General features: G+C 65.7%; 20 protein-coding genes and 1 tRNA gene. 6 read left to right on the forward strand and 15 right to left on the reverse strand.

Annotation, left to right across the window (positions count from 1 at the left end):
* Positions 1-123: 123 nt before the first annotated feature.
* The 3 genes from EF834_RS17495 to EF834_RS17505 form a co-directional block, all read right to left on the reverse strand.
* Complete coding sequence (locus tag EF834_RS17495; protein WP_127948497.1) at positions 124-456, reverse strand: transglycosylase family protein; 333 nt, start codon at positions 454-456, stop codon at positions 124-126.
* Between the two features lie 531 nt (positions 457-987).
* Positions 988-2,184, reverse strand: a complete 1,197-nt coding sequence (locus EF834_RS17500; RefSeq protein ID WP_127948498.1) for a lipid-transfer protein — start codon at positions 2,182-2,184, stop codon at positions 988-990.
* The gene (locus EF834_RS17505; protein WP_127948499.1) at positions 2,181-2,630 is read right to left on the reverse strand and encodes a Zn-ribbon domain-containing OB-fold protein; all 450 of its coding nucleotides are present in this window, start codon (positions 2,628-2,630) and stop codon (positions 2,181-2,183) included. The genes EF834_RS17500 and EF834_RS17505 overlap by 4 nt, the downstream gene beginning before the upstream one ends.
* A gap of 393 nt (positions 2,631-3,023) precedes the next feature.
* On the opposite strand from EF834_RS17505, the gene EF834_RS17510 reads away from it, so the two are divergent.
* A complete protein-coding gene (locus EF834_RS17510; protein ID WP_127948577.1) occupies positions 3,024-3,866 on the forward strand; it encodes an alpha/beta fold hydrolase in 843 nt (280 codons plus the stop codon).
* Here EF834_RS17510 and EF834_RS17515 read toward each other — a convergent pair.
* The 6 genes from EF834_RS17515 to EF834_RS17540 form a co-directional block, all read right to left on the reverse strand.
* Positions 3,811-4,581, reverse strand: coding sequence for a cation transporter (locus tag EF834_RS17515; protein WP_127948500.1), 771 nt, complete (start codon positions 4,579-4,581; stop codon positions 3,811-3,813). The two genes, EF834_RS17510 and EF834_RS17515, sit on opposite strands and share 56 nt — an antisense overlap.
* Positions 4,581-4,910: an ArsR/SmtB family transcription factor gene (locus EF834_RS17520; RefSeq protein WP_127948501.1), complete on the reverse strand. Its 330-nt coding sequence runs from the start codon at positions 4,908-4,910 to the stop codon at positions 4,581-4,583. Before EF834_RS17520 ends, EF834_RS17515 begins: the two co-directional genes overlap by 1 nt.
* Positions 4,911-4,999: 89 nt before the next feature.
* Positions 5,000-5,878, reverse strand: a complete 879-nt coding sequence (locus EF834_RS17525) for a metal ABC transporter permease (protein WP_127948502.1) — start codon at positions 5,876-5,878, stop codon at positions 5,000-5,002.
* Entirely contained in the window at positions 5,875-6,618 is a 744-nt protein-coding gene (locus EF834_RS17530) for a metal ABC transporter ATP-binding protein (RefSeq protein WP_127948503.1), read from the reverse strand. The genes EF834_RS17525 and EF834_RS17530 overlap by 4 nt, the downstream gene beginning before the upstream one ends.
* A complete protein-coding gene (locus EF834_RS17535) occupies positions 6,615-7,556 on the reverse strand; it encodes a metal ABC transporter substrate-binding protein (RefSeq protein WP_127948504.1) in 942 nt (313 codons plus the stop codon). The genes EF834_RS17530 and EF834_RS17535 overlap by 4 nt, the downstream gene beginning before the upstream one ends.
* 62 nt (positions 7,557-7,618) lie before the next feature.
* Positions 7,619-8,221: an NAD(P)H-binding protein gene (locus EF834_RS17540; protein ID WP_408014536.1), complete on the reverse strand. Its 603-nt coding sequence runs from the start codon at positions 8,219-8,221 to the stop codon at positions 7,619-7,621.
* Here EF834_RS17540 and EF834_RS17545 point away from each other — a divergent pair.
* Complete coding sequence (locus tag EF834_RS17545) at positions 8,197-8,385, forward strand: hypothetical protein (RefSeq protein WP_235871287.1); 189 nt, start codon at positions 8,197-8,199, stop codon at positions 8,383-8,385. The genes EF834_RS17540 and EF834_RS17545 overlap by 25 nt on opposite strands.
* A gap of 363 nt (positions 8,386-8,748) precedes the next feature.
* Here EF834_RS17545 and EF834_RS17550 read toward each other — a convergent pair whose 3' ends face one another.
* Positions 8,749-10,218: a carotenoid oxygenase family protein gene (locus EF834_RS17550; protein WP_328590567.1), complete on the reverse strand. Its 1,470-nt coding sequence runs from the start codon at positions 10,216-10,218 to the stop codon at positions 8,749-8,751.
* Between the two features lie 5 nt (positions 10,219-10,223).
* Between EF834_RS17550 and EF834_RS17555 the strand changes: the two genes are divergently transcribed.
* Positions 10,224-10,742, forward strand: coding sequence for a PadR family transcriptional regulator (locus EF834_RS17555; RefSeq protein ID WP_127948506.1), 519 nt, complete (start codon positions 10,224-10,226; stop codon positions 10,740-10,742).
* Positions 10,743-11,002: 260 nt separating this feature from the next.
* Here the strand turns inward: EF834_RS17555 and EF834_RS17560 are convergent, their stop codons facing one another.
* On the reverse strand, positions 11,003-11,590 hold the full coding sequence (locus EF834_RS17560; RefSeq protein WP_127948507.1) for a TetR/AcrR family transcriptional regulator: 588 nt from the start codon (positions 11,588-11,590) through the stop codon (positions 11,003-11,005).
* A gap of 88 nt (positions 11,591-11,678) precedes the next feature.
* Here EF834_RS17560 and EF834_RS17565 point away from each other — a divergent pair, with 88 nt between their 5' ends.
* A complete protein-coding gene (locus tag EF834_RS17565) occupies positions 11,679-12,686 on the forward strand; it encodes an NADP-dependent oxidoreductase (RefSeq protein ID WP_127948508.1) in 1,008 nt (335 codons plus the stop codon).
* Positions 12,687-12,791: 105 nt separating this feature from the next.
* On the opposite strand, the gene EF834_RS17570 is transcribed toward EF834_RS17565, so the two are convergent.
* From EF834_RS17570 to EF834_RS17585, 4 genes are all read right to left on the reverse strand, one after another.
* Entirely contained in the window at positions 12,792-13,283 is a 492-nt protein-coding gene (locus tag EF834_RS17570; protein WP_206615321.1) for a hypothetical protein, read from the reverse strand.
* A 200-nt stretch (positions 13,284-13,483) separates the two neighbouring features.
* Positions 13,484-14,878: an FGGY-family carbohydrate kinase gene (locus EF834_RS17575; protein WP_127948509.1), complete on the reverse strand. Its 1,395-nt coding sequence runs from the start codon at positions 14,876-14,878 to the stop codon at positions 13,484-13,486.
* Between the two features lie 121 nt (positions 14,879-14,999).
* Positions 15,000-16,004, reverse strand: coding sequence for an NAD(P)-dependent alcohol dehydrogenase (locus EF834_RS17580; protein ID WP_127948578.1), 1,005 nt, complete (start codon positions 16,002-16,004; stop codon positions 15,000-15,002).
* 109 nt (positions 16,005-16,113) lie between these two features.
* Positions 16,114-16,190, reverse strand: a tRNA-Leu gene (locus EF834_RS17585).
* 107 nt (positions 16,191-16,297) lie between these two features.
* Here EF834_RS17585 and EF834_RS17590 point away from each other — a divergent pair.
* The gene (locus tag EF834_RS17590; RefSeq protein ID WP_127948510.1) at positions 16,298-16,918 is read left to right on the forward strand and encodes an ANTAR domain-containing response regulator; all 621 of its coding nucleotides are present in this window, start codon (positions 16,298-16,300) and stop codon (positions 16,916-16,918) included.
* 79 nt (positions 16,919-16,997) lie between these two features.
* On the forward strand, positions 16,998-19,736 hold the full coding sequence (polA, locus tag EF834_RS17595) for a DNA polymerase I (RefSeq protein WP_127948511.1): 2,739 nt from the start codon (positions 16,998-17,000) through the stop codon (positions 19,734-19,736).
* Positions 19,737-19,762: the final 26 nt, after the last annotated feature.

Below are 19,762 nucleotides of genomic sequence, written 5' to 3' on the forward strand. Positions count from 1 at the left end.
CCCCGGACCAGGGTCGAGACTCCGAATCAGCCAAAGCCCAAGGGCATTTCGCGCACAGCGATCTCAGGACGCCGATACGCGAAATGCCCTTGGAGTGGTCTCAGATGTCACAGATCTCAGATGTCACAGATACTGCCCGCACACCGGCCAGGCACCAACCCCCTGGCCGGCGAGGATGGACTCGGCGACCTGGATCTGCGTGGCTTTGGAGTACTGGTGTGGCAGGCCGGGGCCGCCCCCGAATGAGTGCCAGGTGGGCTCGCTGATTTGCAGACCGCCGTAGTAGCCGTTTCCGGTGTTGATGCTCCAGTCGCCGCTGCTCTCGCATTGTGCGACCGCATCCCAGTTACCTGATGCCGCATTCGCAGGTGCCACCGCGACGGCGAGCGGCGCCGCAACGAGTGCGATTGTCGTGGCAGCGGTGCCGAGCACGCGTTTGACGGTCAAATTAGACATGGGTGACTTCCTCTCCGGGTAGTAGAGAGCGAGGTTTTGGTACGCTTCGCGGCGTTGACGGGTCAGCCGGTGCGTGATCCCTCGCCGTGCGCCGTGCCCCTGAAAGGTCTTTGTGTGTCCGGTCCCGCCGGGGCATTCCAGCGGTCTTTTGTGGGCGGGAAGCCGGTGCCCGATGTGTCGAGCCGCACACGACGCTAGGACGGATCTAACATCCCGTCATCCCATGAATTTCTGGTACGGCAGTCCAGCAAATATCATGTATGTCAGATATTGGCGCAGGTGAGAGGCTCGATGCCGATTGGGTTTCGAAATTTGACCTCGATCCAATGTGTGACGAGGATCACATCTGCTGTGTGACATGGGTCACTTTCGAACCTTGCAAAGAGTACGGATGGTTCCCGATCCGATGCGTCAAATGCCCAGGTGGGGGCAGTTGATGTTCGAAGCCGACGACCGGGGTGGAGACGCAAACGCTCCCCACTCTCGAAGAGTGGGGAGCGTTTGCAGAAGCGTGAACGCGCGGCGGCTGGGTCAGGCGGCGGCGATCACCGACGAGCCGTGGCCGAACAGGCCCTGGTTGGCAGTGATGCCGATGCGAGCGCCCTCGACTTGACGCCCCTCGGCCTGGCCACGCAACTGCCAGGTGAGCTCGCAGACCTGGGCCAGCGCCTGCGCTGGAACCGCCTCACCGAAGCACGCCAGACCGCCGGACGGGTTGACGGGGATCCGGCCGCCGATGGTGGTGTCGCCGGCACGTAGCAGGCGCTCGGCTTCGCCGCGCTTGCACAGTCCGAGGTCTTCCATCCAGTCGAGTTCGATTGCCGTGGCGAGGTCGTAGACCTCGGCGACGTCGATGTCCTTCGGCGAGATGCCGGCCTCCTCGTACGCCGCGTGGCCGATCGACTCCTTGAACGTCAACTCGGGGGCGGGGACGGCCGAGGCGGACTCCGTGGAGAAGTTCGGCATGTCCATGATGGTTTGCGGGAAGGTCGGGGTTACCGTCGAGATCGCCTTGATCCGAACAGGATTGGCAATCCCCTTCTTGCGGGCGTATTCCATCGAGGTGAGGAGGACGGCGGCGCCACCGTCCGAGGTCGCACAGATGTCGAGCAGGTGCAGCGGGTCGGCGACCACCGGCGACGCGAGCACCGCTGCGACGTCGACCTCCTTGCGGTAGCGCGCGTATGGGTTGTTCAGGCCGTGCTTGGCGTTCTTGACCTTGACTGCAGCGAAATCCTCCGGGGTGGCCCCGTAGAGGTCGATGCGGCGGCGGGCGTTGAGCGCGAAGTACGCGGGGTTGGCCATGCCCATGAGACGGAATCGTAGCCAGTCCGGATCATCCCAGCGCTCACCGGCATTCGGAGCCAGGAAGCCCTTTGGGGTGGTATCGGCACCGACGACGAGGGCGACATCGGACAGGCCGGCGAGGATCCGAGCGCGTGCAGTGTCGAGGGCTTGCGCACCGGTTGCGCACGCCGCGTACGACGTTGCGACGCGCGCACCATTCCAGCCCAGAGCCTGCGCGAACGTCGCGCCGGCGACGTATCCACCGTATCCGTTGCGGACCGTTTCACCACCGACGATCAGATCGACGTCCTGCCAGTCGATCCCGGAGTCGGTGAGCGCCGCGCGGGCTGCGGCGACGCCGTACTTGACGAAGGGCTGTCCCCACTTGCCCCAGGCGTGCATGCCGACGCCGAGCACGGCCACATCGTTGTTGGTGCTCATGCCTGCGCCCCGTTCTCTGCTGCGACCGGCTTCCAGCGCCAGATGCTGCGCGCTCCGGTCTCGTCCGTGTAGAGGGTCTCGACGACGAGTTCGACCTCGTTGCCCACCTTGAGGTCGCCGACGCCGTAACCGTCGGCGACTTGGCCGAGGACGACCAGTCCCTCGGGCAGCTCGACCGCCGCGATCGCGAACGGAACGTAGGGATCGGTGTTCGCGATGTAGGGCGCCGGTGGCTTGTATTGCGCATCGGTGTACGACCACACAGTGCCGCGCCGCGACAGTTCGACGTCGTCGAACTCCTCCCCGGAGCAGGCCGGGTTCTTGCAGAAGGTGGTCTCCCGAGGGAAGGAGATGGTGCCGCAGGACCGGCACGAGGTGCCGATCAGGGCCGGCTCCGGCCCAGTGGTGAACCAGCCTTCGACGGCCGGTGTGGCGGTGTCGCTCATGCAAACCTCATCTGCTTGTCGAGCCTGTCCGGCCGCGCCGCGGCGACCGGAAAAGGAACACGTTGCAGTATTGCATGAGTTAACTGATTCGCGGTGTGCGATCCCATTGCACCGGACGGGTCTTGCCGGCGGGCGGCGTAGGGGCACGACCTCGACTGCACCGCGCGGCCGACCGGAAGGGATCGCACGTTGGCGGGGTGGAGTGATGCGAACAATCGACCGAAAGATACCGATAGGTCCGTGACCTGCGACGGCGGCCGGCTGGTGTCTGGAGACAGCGGCGCAAAGCAAACGCTTGAAAGTGTGCCAAGGTCGGCTGCTCGAGCGTTATCGTTGGTTCCGACTCGTCGGAGGTGCGCCTTGCCCAGAGTGACTACCGGGCTCGAGAATCGGGTGATCAGTCTGCAGGACGGTCGGTCGATGGGATTCGCCGACTACGGCCCGGCAGACGGTTTCGTTGTCATCAACGCACACCGCGGACTGTCGAGCCGTCTCGACATCAGGGCGGCCGCCCCGGCCGCCGAGGCTGCCGGTATCCGACTGATATCTCCCGACCGTCCCGGGATCGGTCTGTCCGATCCGAGTCCAGGGCGCACCGTCCTGGACTGGGCGGCGGATGTCGAGCAACTGATCGATCAACTCGGCCTCGAGCGGGTCGGGGCGCTCGGCTGGTCGATGGGCGGCCAGTACGCCGCCGGACTCGGCTACGCGCTCGAGTCACGTATCAGCCGGGTCGTGATCGTCGCGGGGGCACTGCCATTGACAGAGGACGGCGTCATGGCTGGGTTGACGCGCATGGATCGCTGGTCCACCCGCGTATCGCAACGCTGCCCTGCGCTGGCGACAGGCTGGTTTGGCACCATATCGGTCGTGGCCCGGCGGATGCCGAAAAGGTTCGCATGGTTGGCTGCCCGCGGGCTCGGTCCGGCGGATACTGAGGTGGTGCACAGGTTCCGGCAGGACTTCGCCGCGACCCGAGGGGAGGGGTTGCGTGCCCCTGCTGGTGTGGTGGAGGAGTATCGGGCGTGGGCCCGGCCGTGGGGGTTCGCCCCCGAGGATCTCGACGTGCCGGTGGACGTCTGGTGGAGTGACGCCGATCAGTTGGTTCCCCGGGAATGGCCCTCCGAACTTGCGAGTCGAATTCCAAAGTCCACCTTGAATATCGGTACCGGTGGCCACTTCATGGCGCACCTGCACTACCGTGCGATCCTCGACTCGTTCTCCGAGGCGGCGTGACTGACTGAACTCCGTTCGATGCTGCCGTGCAGCAGCCACGGTCATTGTCGAGCGAAGTTGTGGTGGCCGGTGATGGGAGGCAGCAGGCGTCGCCCTTCCAAGCGTTCAGGCCCTCCTTGGCCGCAATGGCGGCGATGACGAGGGCGGCGATCGGGTCGGCCCAGGACCAGCCGAGGAGGCTGTTGAGCAGCAGGCCGACCAGCAGCACAGCGGACAGGTAGCTGCACAGCAGTGTTTGCTTGGAGTCGGCGACCGCGGAGCGAGAACCGAGCTCGCGGCCGGCGCGGCGCTGCGCCCACGACAGTGTCGGCATGATCGCGAGGCTGGCGGCCGCAAGGGCGATACCGACGGTCGAGTGTTGTGCTTCACCGATCCCGAACAGGGCTCGGGCGGCGTCGACACTCACGTAGGCGGCGAGGCCGAAGAAGGAGAAGGCGATGATCCGCAGCGCGATCCGCTCCCGATCCCGTGGGTCCTTGCCGGAGAACTGCCAGGCCACGGCCGCTGCCGAGGACACCTCGATCACCGAGTCCAAACCGAACCCGATCAGGGCGGTCGACGATACCCGCGCGCCTTCCGTGAGGGCGACCGCGGCCTCGATGACGTTGTAGCTGATAGTCGCCGCCACGAACCATCTGATCCGGCGCGACAAGATCTGCCGCCGTCGGGCGGTCAAGGGCGGACTGCCTACGGGCGCCTCGAGTTCGGCCCCCATCAGCAGCACCCGTCGGTGTCGGCGTCCGGACAACAGGACGGATCGACGGCCAACACCAGCCCGATCAGATCATCGAGCGCACGCCCTATCCTCGGGTCCGCCAACTCGTAGCGGGTCCGCCGGCCTTCCGGGGATGCGACGACCAGCCCGCACCCCCGCAGGCAGGCCAGATGGTTCGACAGCGTCTGCCGGGACACCCCGATCTCCTCAGCCAACTCCGACGGATACGCGGCCCCCGACCGCAGGGTCAACAGGACCTGGGTGCGCGTCGTATCCGACAGGGCATAACCGAAGCGGGTCAACGCATCGCGATGAATCAACGTCTCCACACCCAGATAGTACAGCGAAAGCTGTATTCAGAATGTGGTGAATCGAGGTCCGCTTGGGAGCCTGCCGCCGGACCCGGTCTTTGCGACCGTCAGAGAACTGCTCGCCGTCGCGCGAGGCGACGCCGGCGAGCGGTCAAGCGGGTGCCGACGAGTCCATGCCGTGGGCTGAAGAGGTAGACCATCGCGAAGGCGATTCCTTGGGCCAGCACGACCATTCCGCCTGATGCGGTGTCGAGGTGGTAGCTCGCATACAAACCCACCACCGAACACACGGCCGCCAGGATCGGCGCTATGACGAGCATGCGCCCGAACCGATCCGTAAGTAGGTAGGCGGTGGCGCCGGGGATGATCAGCATCGCGACGATCAACACGACACCGACCGCTTGTAGTGCGACGACCGCGGTCAGCGCGAGCAGGCCGAGCAGCGCCGCTCCGAGCAGGCGCGGACTCAGGCCGATCGCGTGGGCGTGGGTCGGATCGAATGCGTACAACGTGAAGTCTCGACGTTTGAGGGTCAAGGCCGCGAAGACGATTGCGGCCAGGATCGCCACCTGGATCAGGTCCGAGCGGGAGACACCCAGCAGGTTTCCGAAGATTATGTGGTTCAGGTCGGTCTGGCTGGGTGTCACCGAGATCAATACGAGGCCGAGTGCGAACAGGGTTGTGAAGACGATGCCGATCGCGGCGTCCTCTTTCACACGGCTGGTGTTGTGAACGACGCCGATCAACGCGACGGCCAGGAATCCGAAGATCACCGCCCCGAGCGCGAAGGGTGCTCCGGCGATGTAGGCGAGCACCACTCCGGGCAGTACGGCGTGCGAGACGGCGTCGCCCATGAGGGACCATCCGATGAGCACCAGCCAGCAGGAGAGCATCGCGCACACCACCGAGGCGATAACAGTGGTGGCAAGCGCGCGGAGCATGAACTCGTAGCGCAGGGGATCGAGGAAGAAGTCGACGACGCTCACTGGTGGCTCCGATCGGGCTCCATGACGTCCAGTCCGAAGGCGCGTGCGAGATTCTCGGGCAACAGGACCTCGTCACAGCTGCCATGCATCAGGACGGTATTCATCAGCAGGACCGCCTCGTCGGCGAGCTGCGGCAGCGCATGCAGGTCGTGGGTGGACACCAGGACGGTGGCGCCGCCGGCGGTCAGTTCGCGCAGCAGCCGGGTGATCGTCGCTTCGCTGCGTTTGTCGACCCCGGCGAACGGTTCGTCCAGCAACAAGATGGCGGCGCCCTGCGCGATGCCACGCGCCACGAAGGCGCGCTTCTTCTGTCCGCCCGAGAGTTGACCGATCTGGCGATCCGCCAGATCGGTCAACTCGACGCGCTCGAGAGCGTGGTCGACGGCGTCGCGATCGGCTCGGCGAGGCCGGCGCGTAAACCCCATCTGCCCGTACCGGCCCATCATCACCACATCGCGCACCGTCAGCGGGAAGGACCAGTCCACGTCCTCGCTCTGGGGGACGTAGCCGATCACGCCGGATCCGCGTGCCCACGACGGGGATCGGCCATCGATCGTCACGGTTCCGGTGTCTGGCTCGACCAGTCCCATGATGGTCTTGAACAGGGTCGACTTGCCGGAACCGTTCATCCCGATCAGGCCACACACGCGGCCGTGTGCGACCGTCAGGGAGACGTCTTGCAATGCGAGGACCTCGCCGTAGTGGACGGTGACGTCCTGTACGCGGATCGCATCTGTCACTGCCGTTCCCCTCCGTTCAGCCCTGAGATGATGGTCTCGGCATCATGGCGGATCAGATCCAGATAGGTCGGGACGGGCCCACCCGGTTCCGAGAGCGAGTCGACGTACAGGGTGCCGCCGAACGCTGCTCCGGTGGCCGAAACGACCTGCTGCATCGGCGCGTCCGACACCGTCGACTCACAGAAGACGGCCGGAACCTGTTGCGTCCGAACGAACTCGATCACCGACGCGATCTGCTTCGGTGTGGCCTGCTGCTCGGCATTGACCGCCCAGATGTATTTCTCGGTCAGCCCGGCGTCGCGGGCTAGGTACGAGAAGGCGCCCTCGCAGGTCACCAGGGCGCGCTCGTTCAGCGGCAACGCACTGAGTTCGGTGACGAGGTCGTCTTGCACCTGCTGCAGCTGCACCTTGTATGCGGCGCCGTTCGCCTCGTAGGCCGGCGCATTCGCCGGGTCGAGGTCGCTGAATGCGGTCACCATGTTGTCGACGTAAGTCTGCACGTTGACTGGTGACATCCACGCGTGCGGGTTGGGCAGCCCCGCATAGGCATCCTCGGTGATGCCAACCGGCTCGATGCCCTCGCTGACGACGATGTGCGGTACGTCGAGGCCTTCGACGAACCGTGCGAACCACGCCTCCAGATTCAGGCCGTTGTCGAGGATCAGATCGGCCCGGGATGCCTTCTTGATGTCACCGGGTGTCGGCTCGTAGCCGTGAATCTCGGCCCCCACCTTCGTGATCGACTCGACCTGGAGATGCTCTCCGGCGACGTTGCCGGCGATGTCGGCCAGGACAGTGAACGTCGTGAGCACGACCGGCTTGTCTGCCTCACCGCCGTCGTCCGCAATCGAACAAGCAGAAAGCGACAGTCCCACGGCGACGACCAGCGCGGCGATCGATACCCGAGACTTGCGTTCCCGCACGGCAAAGTTTGGCATCCCGAAATTGTATGGTTCGGACAGGCGAACTATCAAATGGGGTACTTCGGTCAGCGTTGCATTCACAGTCCCCGAGTGCCGAGGGTGTTCCCGACGCGAGTGCACACCCGAGGGGGCGCTCGGGGTGCACCGACCCCCCTTCCCCGACGTCGATAGGTTCGACCAGAGCGCCGCGCGTAGCACCGACCCGCCTTGGCGTAGTCAGCACGGGCCGCCCCCGCGACGCGGCCGTCTCCGGCGCTGCCGACCAGCACACCGCGGTCGGCGGTCCCCCCGAGATCGTTGGCGTAGTTCTCCCAGTACCAGCCATTGCGGAGCAGCACGTGGGCGATGCCCGATTCCGCGAGCATGCGCTCGGTGGCCTGGTGCTCCTGTGCGAGTTGGAGTGTGTTGTTCGGGGCGTCAGGAATGGATGTGTACGCGACGAGACGGACGCCGGCACCCGTCGCGGCGTCGATGACGTTGGCGTGCTGCGGCACCCGACCGCCCACCTCGCTGCCCGAGATCATCAGTAGCTGGTCGACACCGGCGAACGCGGCCTCGAGTGCGGGACGGTCGAAGTAGTCGGCGGTCCGGACCTGCACCCCCAGCGTCGCGAGATCGGTTGCCTTGTCCGGGTTGCGGACGGCGGCGATGCCGGATGCGGGGGCACCGCGCCGGAGCAGGGCGTCGACGGCGAGACGACCGAGGTGACCGGTGGCGCAACGTCGAGTACCGCCTCACCCCGCTCGGCGAGGAGATCGCCGAGCGCGTCGCCGGCCTGGTCGGACTGTTAGAATCCCGCATGCCGGATATCACTGCAGCGCAGGCTCGGTACGACGCGCGCTGACCGAACGCGGCGCGACGGAGTGATCGTCGCCGACCCTGACCGGCGGGGCCATGCCGGTCTGAGTCGGGTTGGCCGGTGTGCACGGTGACCCCCGTGCGTCGCACCGACGACACGCGAGGTGGCCCCGCGCGATCCGTGGCTGCACCCGAGCGGACTTGGGGTAGCAGTTTGCTGACACTGGCGGTGCCGGCGCGTCACCCGATCTCCAGCAGAAGCTGATCATGTGGCCGGACCCGTCTGATTGACGAGTTTCGCAGCCGGTTTCGATGCACTTTCCCACGATTGGATGTCTCGAATCCCGAGATCTGGGAGTGATCGGATCCTTTCTCGCGGCAACCGTGGTTGGGATTCGGTGGCGTAGGGCTAGGACCGCGTTCCCAGGAACTGGCCGTGTAAGCCGGCCGGGATGTGGTGGGGGACGCTGGCTCGCGCGAGCTCGCGGAGTGTGCGACCGTCGAGCACGGCGAGGAATGAGGTGCCGTGTTTGGCGTCAAGCGTAACGGTCAGTACCAGGCCGTCGTCTTCCTCTCGCGCGTCGGGTGCCGCGACGAAGACCGGCTCGCCTGGGAAGCATGCCGGTTGTTCCCAGATCGTGGTTGTGCCGTCGACGACGTCGACTTTCGCGATCCGGTCGAGGAACCGGCCCTGCGGTGAGATGCTCGTGCCCCACGTGTATCGGTAGGGACGGGTGTTCACGCGACGGTAGTTGACCCGGGGAAGCTCGAGGGGAGTATCGGCCAGGTGCTCGCTGCGCACGCTGCCGACCTGCAGGTGCACACGCCAGCGGCGCAGGGTGCCGCGTGGAATGCGCGGGTCCTCCGTGCGCAGTCGGTCGAGGTAGGTTGAGCGGATGATCTCGTCGTCGTCGTAGACGCAGGCGTCTACGACGAGTTCTGGGCCGTCCTCGAACGCGTTCACGTGGTGGAAAGCAAAGCACGGTTCCGCCTCGAAGGTCCCGCGCAATGTTCCAGTGTGCCGGTCTATGACGATCAGGCGGGTGGGCCGGTCTGCGTGCCAACGGTAGTTCTCGATGAACGACTGGTTACCAAGCGCCAGGCGCAGCGGGTTCACCAGCAGCGGATGCTCAGCGAGGATCGCGTAGTGCTCGGTGAGCGCGAACGAGTGCATGTAGCCGGGCTCGCGCACGCCGATCTTCGCGATGGTGCGGTAAGTGTGGCCGTCGCGGCTCGCGTGCAGCCGGTAGGTCGTGCGCGGGCCGAAATGTACCGCATAGCTGATCATCTCGCCGGAGCGCGGATCGGCGTGTGGATGTGCGGTGACGTGATGGCCCGGAGACTTCTCCATGCCGAGGGTGGCGAGCGTCTCCGGGTCGAAAACGACCGGCATCGGAGTTTCGGTGAGCGCCAGGCATTTGTCGCCGAGGCGCACGAGATTGACGTTGGCGTTGTCGGTGAATTGTGGTGAGAACGCGGTCTGAACCCTGCCGAATATCGAGCGGCACGGATCGGTGGCGAACTCCGTGAGGCGGACTTCGCCCTTGTCCAGGGCCGCACGGCGCGCGCGCGTGTCCAGGAAACGGTTCGCGTAGGAGATGACGCCGTTGGCGAAGCCGAAGCGGTGCAGCATCGCGTGCCCATCGAACCAGTGATTGAGGGAGCGCGACCCGACCTCGTACTGTGCGGGTCCGTTGCGGATCAGCTCCCCACTCAGCCACGCGGGTATCTCACCGGTCACGGGCAGCGAGTCAATGCGCACTTCGTCGGTTAGTGACCGAAAGCAGGCGCGGTGGTCGGGTTCAGTGATCGTAGACACGGCGTGCCTTCTCTTCTGATAATTTGGATAGATCAACATATACCATCTACTTTGGACCATTGCAAATGATTCGACTGACGCCTACGTCTTACGTCGTCCTCGGACTCGTCGAGTCCAGCGGCGAGGCAACCCCGTATGAACTCAAGCAGCAGCTGGCCGCCGGTGTCGGCAACTTCTGGTCGCTGCAGCACGCGCAGGTGTACGGGGAGCCGGAACGCCTCGCCGGCGCCGGCTATTTGGAGGAGCACCGCGAGGAGGGTGGCCGCCGACGCAAGCGCTACAGGCTTACCGACAGTGGCCGCGAAGCACTTGCCGCCTGGCGTGAGGAGAACACAAGCGCCCTCTCGGAGTTGCGCGACCCGGGGCTGTTGAAGCTGTACTTCGGCGCCGACCCACACACGCTCGCCGTGGCGCAGCTTGCCGCGCACCGCGAGAAGCTCGCCGAGTACGAGCGCATCGCCGCGGCGGAACCCGACCCTATTTCTTTCGGCCCTCGGATGGCGCTGGAAGCCGGCATCGGGCATGAACGGGAGTGGGTCGAGTTCTGGGAGCGGGTCGCGGAGGAGGCGCCGAATCGCGCTTAAGCTTGGCCACTGCTGCACAGGCCAATTCAGGGCCGTCGTCGCAGCGCAGTACCGCTGGATAGGTACCGCGTTGGGCGGAGATCGAGATACGGCACGATCACCAAACCGTCACTGCCGCGGGCTGCAGAGAGCGTCAGCCGCGACAACTCGTCGTGATCGACGCCCAACATCGCCCGCGCCTGTGACGACTCTGCCGGCGCAGCCCGACGGGTCGCATCGAGGTCAGGGCCGGGTTGCTTGAAGGAACCACTGGTGACGCATCATCGACGCCACTCTTCCAACTGTGCTATTGCCGTATTCACCACCGCGACGGCTTCGTCCCGGTTGACGCGCGACAGGACGAGGGCGCTCACGGACAGTGACGTCAGTAGTCGGGCACGGTGCTCGAGGACGGCCGCCGGCATGTCCTGATCGACGGCGCGAAGGGCATGGGTGAGCGCGGTGGACAGCTCGTGCCGGTACGCGTCGACCACGGCACGCTGGGTGTCGTCGTGGGCCGCGAAGCCGGTGGCGCTGTTGAGGACCAGGCAGCCGCGGCCGGGGCAGTCGTCGTGGGGTTCTGTGAGGGCGTCCGCCAGACTCCGGTAATAGCGGACGGCATCGTCCGGATGCGAGGGCTCGTCGGTCAGGATGCGAAGCCGAGGGCGGACGACCCTGTCGAGATAGTCTTCCACCGCCGCGTCGAAGAGTCCGCGCTTGTTGGTGAACGCGTTGTAGAGACTCGAGCGATTCAGTCCAGTCACACGCTCGATGTCGGGTATTGACGTGGCTTCGAAGCCCTTGTCCCAGAAGAGGTTGCGAATCTTACCGATCACCTCGGCGGTATCGAAGTCCTGTGTTCGGGGCATGACGATCCTCACTCCCAGTTGTGAAACGGCCATTTCAGTTTATATTGAAACAGGCAGTTCAGAAAGAGAAGGATCGAAAGGAAGTACCGTGACCTCCAGCACCCAGATTCAGTTGATCAACCGGCCGGTGGGGTGGCCGACCCAGGACGACTTCCGTACGGTCGTCGTCGAGTTGCCCGACCTAGCACCTGGTCAGGTGCGTGTGGTCAACGAGTACACCTCCGTCGATCCCTACATGCGCGGACGGATGAACGAAGGGGAGTCATACATTCCGCCGTTCGAACTGGGAGAGACGATGACCGGTGGTGCCATCGGGCGCGTCGTCGAATCCAATGTCGCCACTCATCCCGTCGGTTCGGTCGTCATGCACGAGCTCGGTTGGCGAGACGTCGCGCAGGCCAATGCGTCGGCATTCCGCGTCGTGGAGGAGATTCCGGGCGTGCCGATCTCCGCGTACTTGGGGATCCTCGGGCTCACCGGTCTGACGGCGTATGTCGGACTGATGCACATCGCGAATCTGAAGCCCGGCGACTCCGTGTTCATCTCTGGTGCCGCTGGTGCGGTGGGAACGGCGGCCGGACAGATTGCCAGGCTCGAGGGCGCATCGCGCGTGATCGGATCCGCTGGCAGTGCGGAGAAGGTCGCGCTTCTCACTGAGAAGTACGGTTACGCCGCCGCCTTTGACTACAAGCAGGCCCCGGTGCGTGAGCAGTTGGCGGAGATCGCCGGCGAGGGCATCGATGTCTACTTCGACAACGTCGGCGGTGACCACCTCGAGGCTGCGCTCGATGTTCTACGCCCTGGCGGTCGTGTCGCGCTGTGCGGCGCCATCTCCATGTACAACGCCACCGACCGCACACCGGGCCCCGACAACATGGTGAACATCATCGGCCGCAGCCTCACCCTCCAGGGCTTCACGCTCGGTAACTACACACACCTCTTCCCAGAGTTCGTCGCCAAGATGGGCCCGTGGTTGGCGTCCGGCGAGGTGGTCCACGATGAGACCATCGTCGATGGAATCGAGAACTCGGTCGACGCGTTCCTCCAACTCATGCGCGGCGCGAACGTGGGGAAGATGCTCGTCCGCGTGCGCTGATCGGTCACGAGTCGGTGAGGTGGCGGACCTCGGAATATCGCTCGCGCACAGCGGGTGCCGGGTCCGCCTCTTCGGCGGTCTGATCTGGCTCCGAGCGTCCTGGCATCAGCTGGGTGGTCCGCCTCTTTTCCGCGCACGGCGGATGGTTCGGACTACCCGCGCCTTCACCGTGCGACTACGTCGGGCCTCGTGCGTTTCGATCAGTTCTTCGATGCGTTCCCAGGGCACAGTTCGCCTGAACGCTGCGCACTGGGAGGACAGGTTGCTGCCTGCTGCTTGGATAGCGGCAACTCCGGTTCGAAGGACCTCTGGGTCCTCCCCCAAGGCTTCCGCGAGCCAAAGCAGGCCGGGGGCGCAACGGAAGTGTTGGTAGAAAGCGCGTGCATCCCGGTCGTGGTTCTTGCGGCCGTAGGCCCCTGGCCCGTTGTACTCGGCGAGCCAGCCGGTCAGGTGCTCCTTCTGGGTGGCGTACCAGACGTTCCCGGAGCGGGGCGACTCGAACGCGTCTGTGATCGGACAGTGGGCGGGCAGCGTGAGGACGATGTCTCTGAGCTGGGCCGGTGTCATCGGTGTGTGAGCCTTGGTGGAGTTGTTCATGGTGTTCAGGTGCATTCCCTTGGCGTGCTGGGGGGGTGGCTCGAGCAGAATAGTCGGGCGACCGTACTGCCGGACCAGTGGAGCCGCGGTCCGGCTCCTCGGCAAGCCGAAAGTGCCCACATCGTGAGCCCAGTCGACGCGCTCCTCCAGGTCATGGAGGGGTGTCAATGCTGAGGCGATGTTCGTCCGCTCCCCATCAGTCAGGAGTCGGTGAGATCGCGGACCTTGGAATATCGCTGGCGCACAGCGGGTGCCGGGTCCGCCTCGTACCGCTCGGCAGGTGTCCGGCCCCAGTCGGGCGGTTCCACGGCACCGGCGAGTGCCCAGGCGGCCTGCCGAGCGGCGCCGATGGCGACATACTCCGCAGGCCTCGGCACCAGAACCGGTGCCCCGAACACAGTGGGAGCCAGTTCGCACAGTGCTCGCGACCGAGCGCCGCCACCGACCAGGAGTATGCGCCGCACCGTCACTCTCTGGGCAGCCAGGTGGTCGATGCCTTCCGCGAGCCCACACAGCAGCCCCTCGATCGCGGCGTGGGCGAAGTGCGCGGGTGTCGAGTTGGCGAGGCGCAGTCCGTGGACCGACGCTGTGGCGCGAGGGCGATTGGGAGTGCGTTCGCCCTCGAAGTACGGCACCATCACCAAACCGTCACTGCCGCAGGGCGCAGAGAGTGCCAGCCGCGATAACTCGTCGTGATCGACACCCAACAACGACGCCGTCGCGTCCAGTACGCGGGCAGCGTTCAGGGTACATACGAGTGGCAGTTGATGCCCGGTGGCGTCGGCGAAGCCCGCGACGAACCCTCCGGGATCGTTCGCGGGTATGGCCGACACCGCTGACACGACACCCGACGTTCCCACCGACACGACGACGTCACCCTCCCTGGCATCGAGAGCGAGTGCGGCGGCTGCGTTGTCGCCGGTGCCTGGGCCCAGTACCGCACCGGAGCGGGTTTCTCCGATCTGCTCGGCGGGTCCAGCCACGCGCGGCAGCTGAACCGTGCGCCCTCTCAACGCAGGTGACAGCAGATCGCGACGGTATGAATCCGTTGCGGCAGAGAAGTATCCGGAACCACTGGCATCGCCGCGATCCGTGGACAATGTGCTCGGATCCTGGCCGCCCGCAAGTTGCCAACCGAGCCAGTCGTGGGGCAAGCACACTGCGGCTGTCCGGTCGGCGTTCCGCGGTTCGAAATCGGCAAGCCAGCGCAGTTTGCTGACCGTGATCGCTGCAACTGGCACGACGCCGACTGCATCCGCCCACGATCCGGCTCCGCCGAGGTCGTCGACCAACTCCGCTGCAGCGTCGGCGGAACGAGTGTCGTTCCACAACAATGCCGGACGGACGACGGACGATGCGTCGTCGAGACACACCATTCCGTGTTGTTGTGCTGCGACGGACACTGCGGCGACATCGTCCAATCCGCCGGCCGTGGCCATCGCGGCGTCGAGAGCTTTCGCCCATTCCTGCGGTGCGACCGCGGTGTCATCCGGATGCGGCGCCCGACCCTCACGGACTGTTTCGCCGGTGTCGGACTCGCAGACGATCACCTTGCACGACTGCGTCGACGAGTCGATGCCCGCGACGAGGGTCATCGTGAACCAGTCAGTGGGTCGAGCGCTTCACCAGTGGGGAAGATCGGGGCCCGGTCGCGCCACGGCACGGCGCCGTCCGAACTTCGGCACTGTCTCGGAGTTGGGTGGCACCGGCGTGTTCTCATTCCTGTACGCGAACGACGGCCTTGAGACTGCCGGGTATCCGATCTGCGTTCAGTGCTTGCTCCGCTTCGGCGAGCGGAAATCGTTTGGTGACCATGGAATCGAGGTCGACCCGCCCGGACCGTTCGAGGGAGATCGCCGCCTGCCAGGTGTTGGCGTAGCGGAATACCCCGGTCAGTAACAACTCCCGGTGCTGGATTATATGGACCGGCAGCGTCATTTCGTCGGCGCCCATGCCGACAAGCACGACTGTGCCTGCGGGCCGAACGGCCTCGATACCAGCCGCTACGGCGCTGGGGGCGCCGGAAGCGTCGATGAAGGCGTCCACGTGGAGTCCGGTGACATCCTGCTCGCGCGGATCCAGGACGGCAGTGGCTCCGAACTCGGTTGCCATCTCACGTCGCCTGGGTTCGAGATCCGAGACGATGACTTCGGTGGCCCCGAACGCGAGGGCGGATTGCAATGTGGCGATGCCGATCGGTCCCGCACCCGCGACGAGAACGCGGGAACCGGCCGTTACTCGGGCCTTCCTGTTGGCGGCGATCGCCACCGACAAGGGCTCGCACAGAGCTGCGGCGTCGTCGGACATGTCGTCCGGGATTGCATGCGCGAATCCCGACCCGATGGTCACGTACTCGGCCAACGCCCCGTCGAACGGTGGCGCCGCAAAAAACTGCATGTGCGGGCACAGGTGGTAGAGACCTCGCCGGGATTCCTCGCTCGAAGGGTCAGGACGCTGCGGCTCGATGGACACCCTTTGCCCGATTCTGTGCGAGGCCACGTCGGCGCCGACCGCGACGATGGTGCCCGACGATTCATGGCCCAGTACGAGGGGCCGATCGACAACGAAGTCGCCTATGCGGCCCTCGCGGTAGAAGTGGGTGTCGGACCCGCAGATGCCCACCGATGCCACTTTCACCAAGACATCGCCGGGACCTGGGCTCGGGACCTCGCGTTCCTCCATCTCGATTCGACCGGGCTCGACGAGCACGCTCGCCCGCATCTTCGCGGGTATATTCGGCGGAATTGTTGCGGGGGTCACAGGCCGATGCTAGCTCCGCCGAGCGGATGATCGCATTGTCGAACTGACCTGCTGGGAGCGGGAGTCGATCTGGTGCCCTCGGTGAGACTCGAACTCACACTGTACGGGTTTTGAATCCGTTTCCTCTGCCAATTGGGATACGAGGGCGTGCGGGTAAACACTCTAGAAGATCACGAGGCGCAGTCAAAACCACCGGTACTCTCAAAGCGTTCGCGCCCCGTTCGGCGGGCGCCGACTCGAGGAGTGATGTGACCATGAACGCGACCCCCGCGCAGGGGACGGAACCCAAGTCGCGGCGCGTGGTGGTGGCGGAGGACGAGGCACTCATACGGTTGGACCTTGTCGAGATGCTCCGCGAGGAAGGCTACGACGTCGTCGGTGAGGCCGGCGACGGCCAGCGCGCCGTCGAGTTGGCGGAGGAGTTGCGTCCGGACCTGGTGATCATGGACGTCAAGATGCCGCGCCGCGACGGGATCGACGCAGCTTCCGAGATCGCTGCGAAAAGGATTGCGCCCGTAGTGATCCTGACTGCGTTCAGTCAGCGTGATCTGGTCGAACGGGCTCGTGACGCGGGGGCGATGGCGTACCTCGTCAAGCCGTTCTCCAAGGCAGACCTGGTGCCGGCGGTGGAACTGGCGGCGAGTCGGTTCACGGAGATCGCGTTGCTCGAACGGGAGGTTGCCAGCCTCTCCTCGCGGCTCGAGACTCGCAAGGTCATCGAGCGGGCCAAGGGCATGCTCATGCGGTCGCAGGGGCTGAGCGAGCCCGAGGCGTTCAAGTGGATCCAACGGGCCGCGATGGATCGGCGGACGACCATGAAGGCCGTCGCCGAGGTCGTCCTCGACACCCTGGGTGGCGGCAGCACGGGCGAGTGAGCGTGCATCGGCCTTTCGAGGGCCGACGCGCGGGGAGCAAGGACGTATCTGTCGGGCCGGCTCCCTAGACTGGACAACCGTGAGCCCCGCAACCACCTCCTCGTCCACCGCCCCCGCGACCGCCGACGTGTCCGGCGCCGACCGGCCGACGCTGCTGCTCCTGGACGGGCATTCGCTCGCGTACCGAGCGTTCTACGCCCTCCCGGCGGAGAACTTCAAGACGCACAGCGGGCAGACGACCAACGCGGTCTACGGGTTCACGTCGATGCTGATCAACCTGCTGCGCGACGAGGGGCCGACGCACATTGCGGCGGCGTTCGACGTCTCCCGGCAGACATTCCGCGCCGAGGCCTACCCCGAGTACAAGGCCAACCGCAACAAGACCCCGGACGAGTTCAAGGGGCAGGTCGAGATCACCAAGGACGTCCTCGGGGCCATGGGCATACCGGTGATGGCGATCGAGGGTTACGAGGCCGACGACATCATCGCCACGCTCACCACCCAGGCCACCGCCGGCGGCTATCGCGTGCTCGTCGTGACCGGAGACCGGGATTCGCTGCAGCTCGTCAGCGACGACGTCACCGTGCTGTACCCGCGCAAGGGCGTCTCCGACCTCACCCGGTTCACTCCAGAGGCGGTCGAGGCCAAGTACGGGCTCACCCCACAGCAGTACCCCGACTATGCCGCTCTGCGCGGCGACCCGAGCGACAACCTGCCCGGCATTCCCGGTGTCGGCGAGAAGACCGCCGCCAAGTGGATCCGCGAGTACGGCTCGCTCGAGAACCTCGTCGACGGTATCGACAAAGTGCGCGGCAAGGTCGGTGACGCGCTGCGCGCCAACCTGAACAGCGTCGTACTCAACCGACAGCTCACCGAGATGGTGCGCGATGTCCCGGTGCCGTACACGCCGGACCAGTTGGCCTTGGCGCCGTGGGACCGCGAACGCATCCACGCACTGTTCGACGACCTCGAGTTCAAGGTGCTGCGGGACCGGCTGTTCGCGACGCTCAGCTCCGCCGAACCGGAGGCCGAGGAGGGTTTCGAGGTCCGCGGACGGGCGCTGGCACCCGGTGAGGTCGCGGAGTGGATCGCCGCGCACGCCTCGACGGGGGAGCGGCACGGTCTGTCGGTCGTCGGCACCGGTGCGCCGTACGGTGGCGACGTCACTGCCGTCGCGATCGCAGCGTCCGACGGGGTAGGCGCGTACATCAGCACCACCACGGTGACTCCGGACGACGAGGCCGCGCTCGTGGCGTGGTTTGCCGACCCGCAGCAACCCAAGGCGCTGCACGAGGCCAAGCGGGCGATGCATGCGCTGTGGGGACGCGGGTGGACACTCGAGGGCCTCACCAGTGACACCGCGCTCGCGGCGTACCTCGTGCGCCCGGGGCAGCGCAGCTTCAATCTCGACGACTTGTCGTTGCGCTACCTCAAGCGGGAGCTGCGCGCGGAAGAGTCTGGGCAGCAACAACTGTCGCTGCTCGATGAGGAGGATGCCGCAGATGCGCAGGCAGCCGAAGGCGAAATCCTGCGTGCCCAGGCGGTGCTCGACCTCGCCGCTGCCCTCGACACGGAACTCGGCGACATCGCTGCCACTGGTCTCCTCGCTGACATGGAGCTGCCGCTGCTGGCGGTGCTGGCACGGCTCGAGGCGACGGGTATCGCGGTCGACACCAGCCACCTGAGCGATCTGCAGTCGACGTTTGCAGCCCGGGTCACCGACGCAGCGGATCGCGCGTACGAGGTGATCGGCAAGCAGATCAACCTCGGCTCGCCCAAGCAGCTGCAGGTGGTGCTGTTCGACGAACTCGACATGCCCAAGACCAAGAAGACGAAGACCGGGTACACCACCGACGCCGACGCGCTGCAGTCGTTGTTCGAGAAGACGCAGCACCCGTTCCTCGAGCATCTGCTCGCGCACCGCGACGCGACGCGCCTCAAGGTCACCGTCGACGGCCTGCTCAAGACGGTCGCCGACGACAACCGGATCCACACCACGTTCAATCAGACCGTGGCGGCGACGGGCCGGCTGTCGTCGACAGAGCCGAACCTGCAGAACATCCCGGTGCGCACCGACGCGGGCCGGCAGATCCGCGACGGCTTCGTCGTCGGAGAGGGCTACGAGACCCTCCTCACCGCGGATTACAGTCAGATCGAGATGCGCATCATGGCGCACCTCTCACGTGACGAAGGCCTGATCGAAGCGTTCAACACCGGCGAGGATCTACACAGCTTCGTTGGCTCACGCGCATTCGGGGTGCCGATCGAGGAGGTGACGCCTGAACTGCGCCGCCGGGTCAAGGCGATGTCGTACGGTCTGGCCTACGGTCTCAGTGCGTTCGGACTCGCCGCTCAGCTCAAGATCTCCACCGAAGAGGCTCGTGAGCAGATGGACGCGTACTTCGCCCGTTTCGGTGGCGTCCGCGACTACTTGCGCGAGGTTGTCGAACGCGCACGCAAGGTCGGGTACACGGAGACACTGTTCGGTCGCCGGCGCTACCTGCCCGACCTCAACAGCGACAACCGGCAGCGCCGGGAGGTCGCCGAGCGGGCCGCACTCAACGCGCCCATCCAGGGCACGGCCGCCGACATCATCAAGGTCGCGATGATCGACGTTCAGCGGGCACTGCGCCAGGCGGAGCTCGAGTCGCGGATGCTCTTGCAGGTCCACGACGAGTTGGTACTCGAGGTCGCCGCCGGTGAGCGTGACCAGGTGGAGCAGTTGGTGCTGGACAAGATGTCGTCCGCTATCGAGTTGTCCGTGCCGCTGGAGGTGTCCATCGGCACCGGACGCAGCTGGGACGCCGCCGCACACTGACGTGCGCGGGGCGTCCCAGTGGGTAG

This window comes from Rhodococcus spongiicola (genome assembly GCF_004011835.1).
In the GTDB taxonomy this organism is placed as follows: Bacteria; Actinomycetota; Actinomycetes; order Mycobacteriales; family Mycobacteriaceae; genus Prescottella; species Prescottella spongiicola.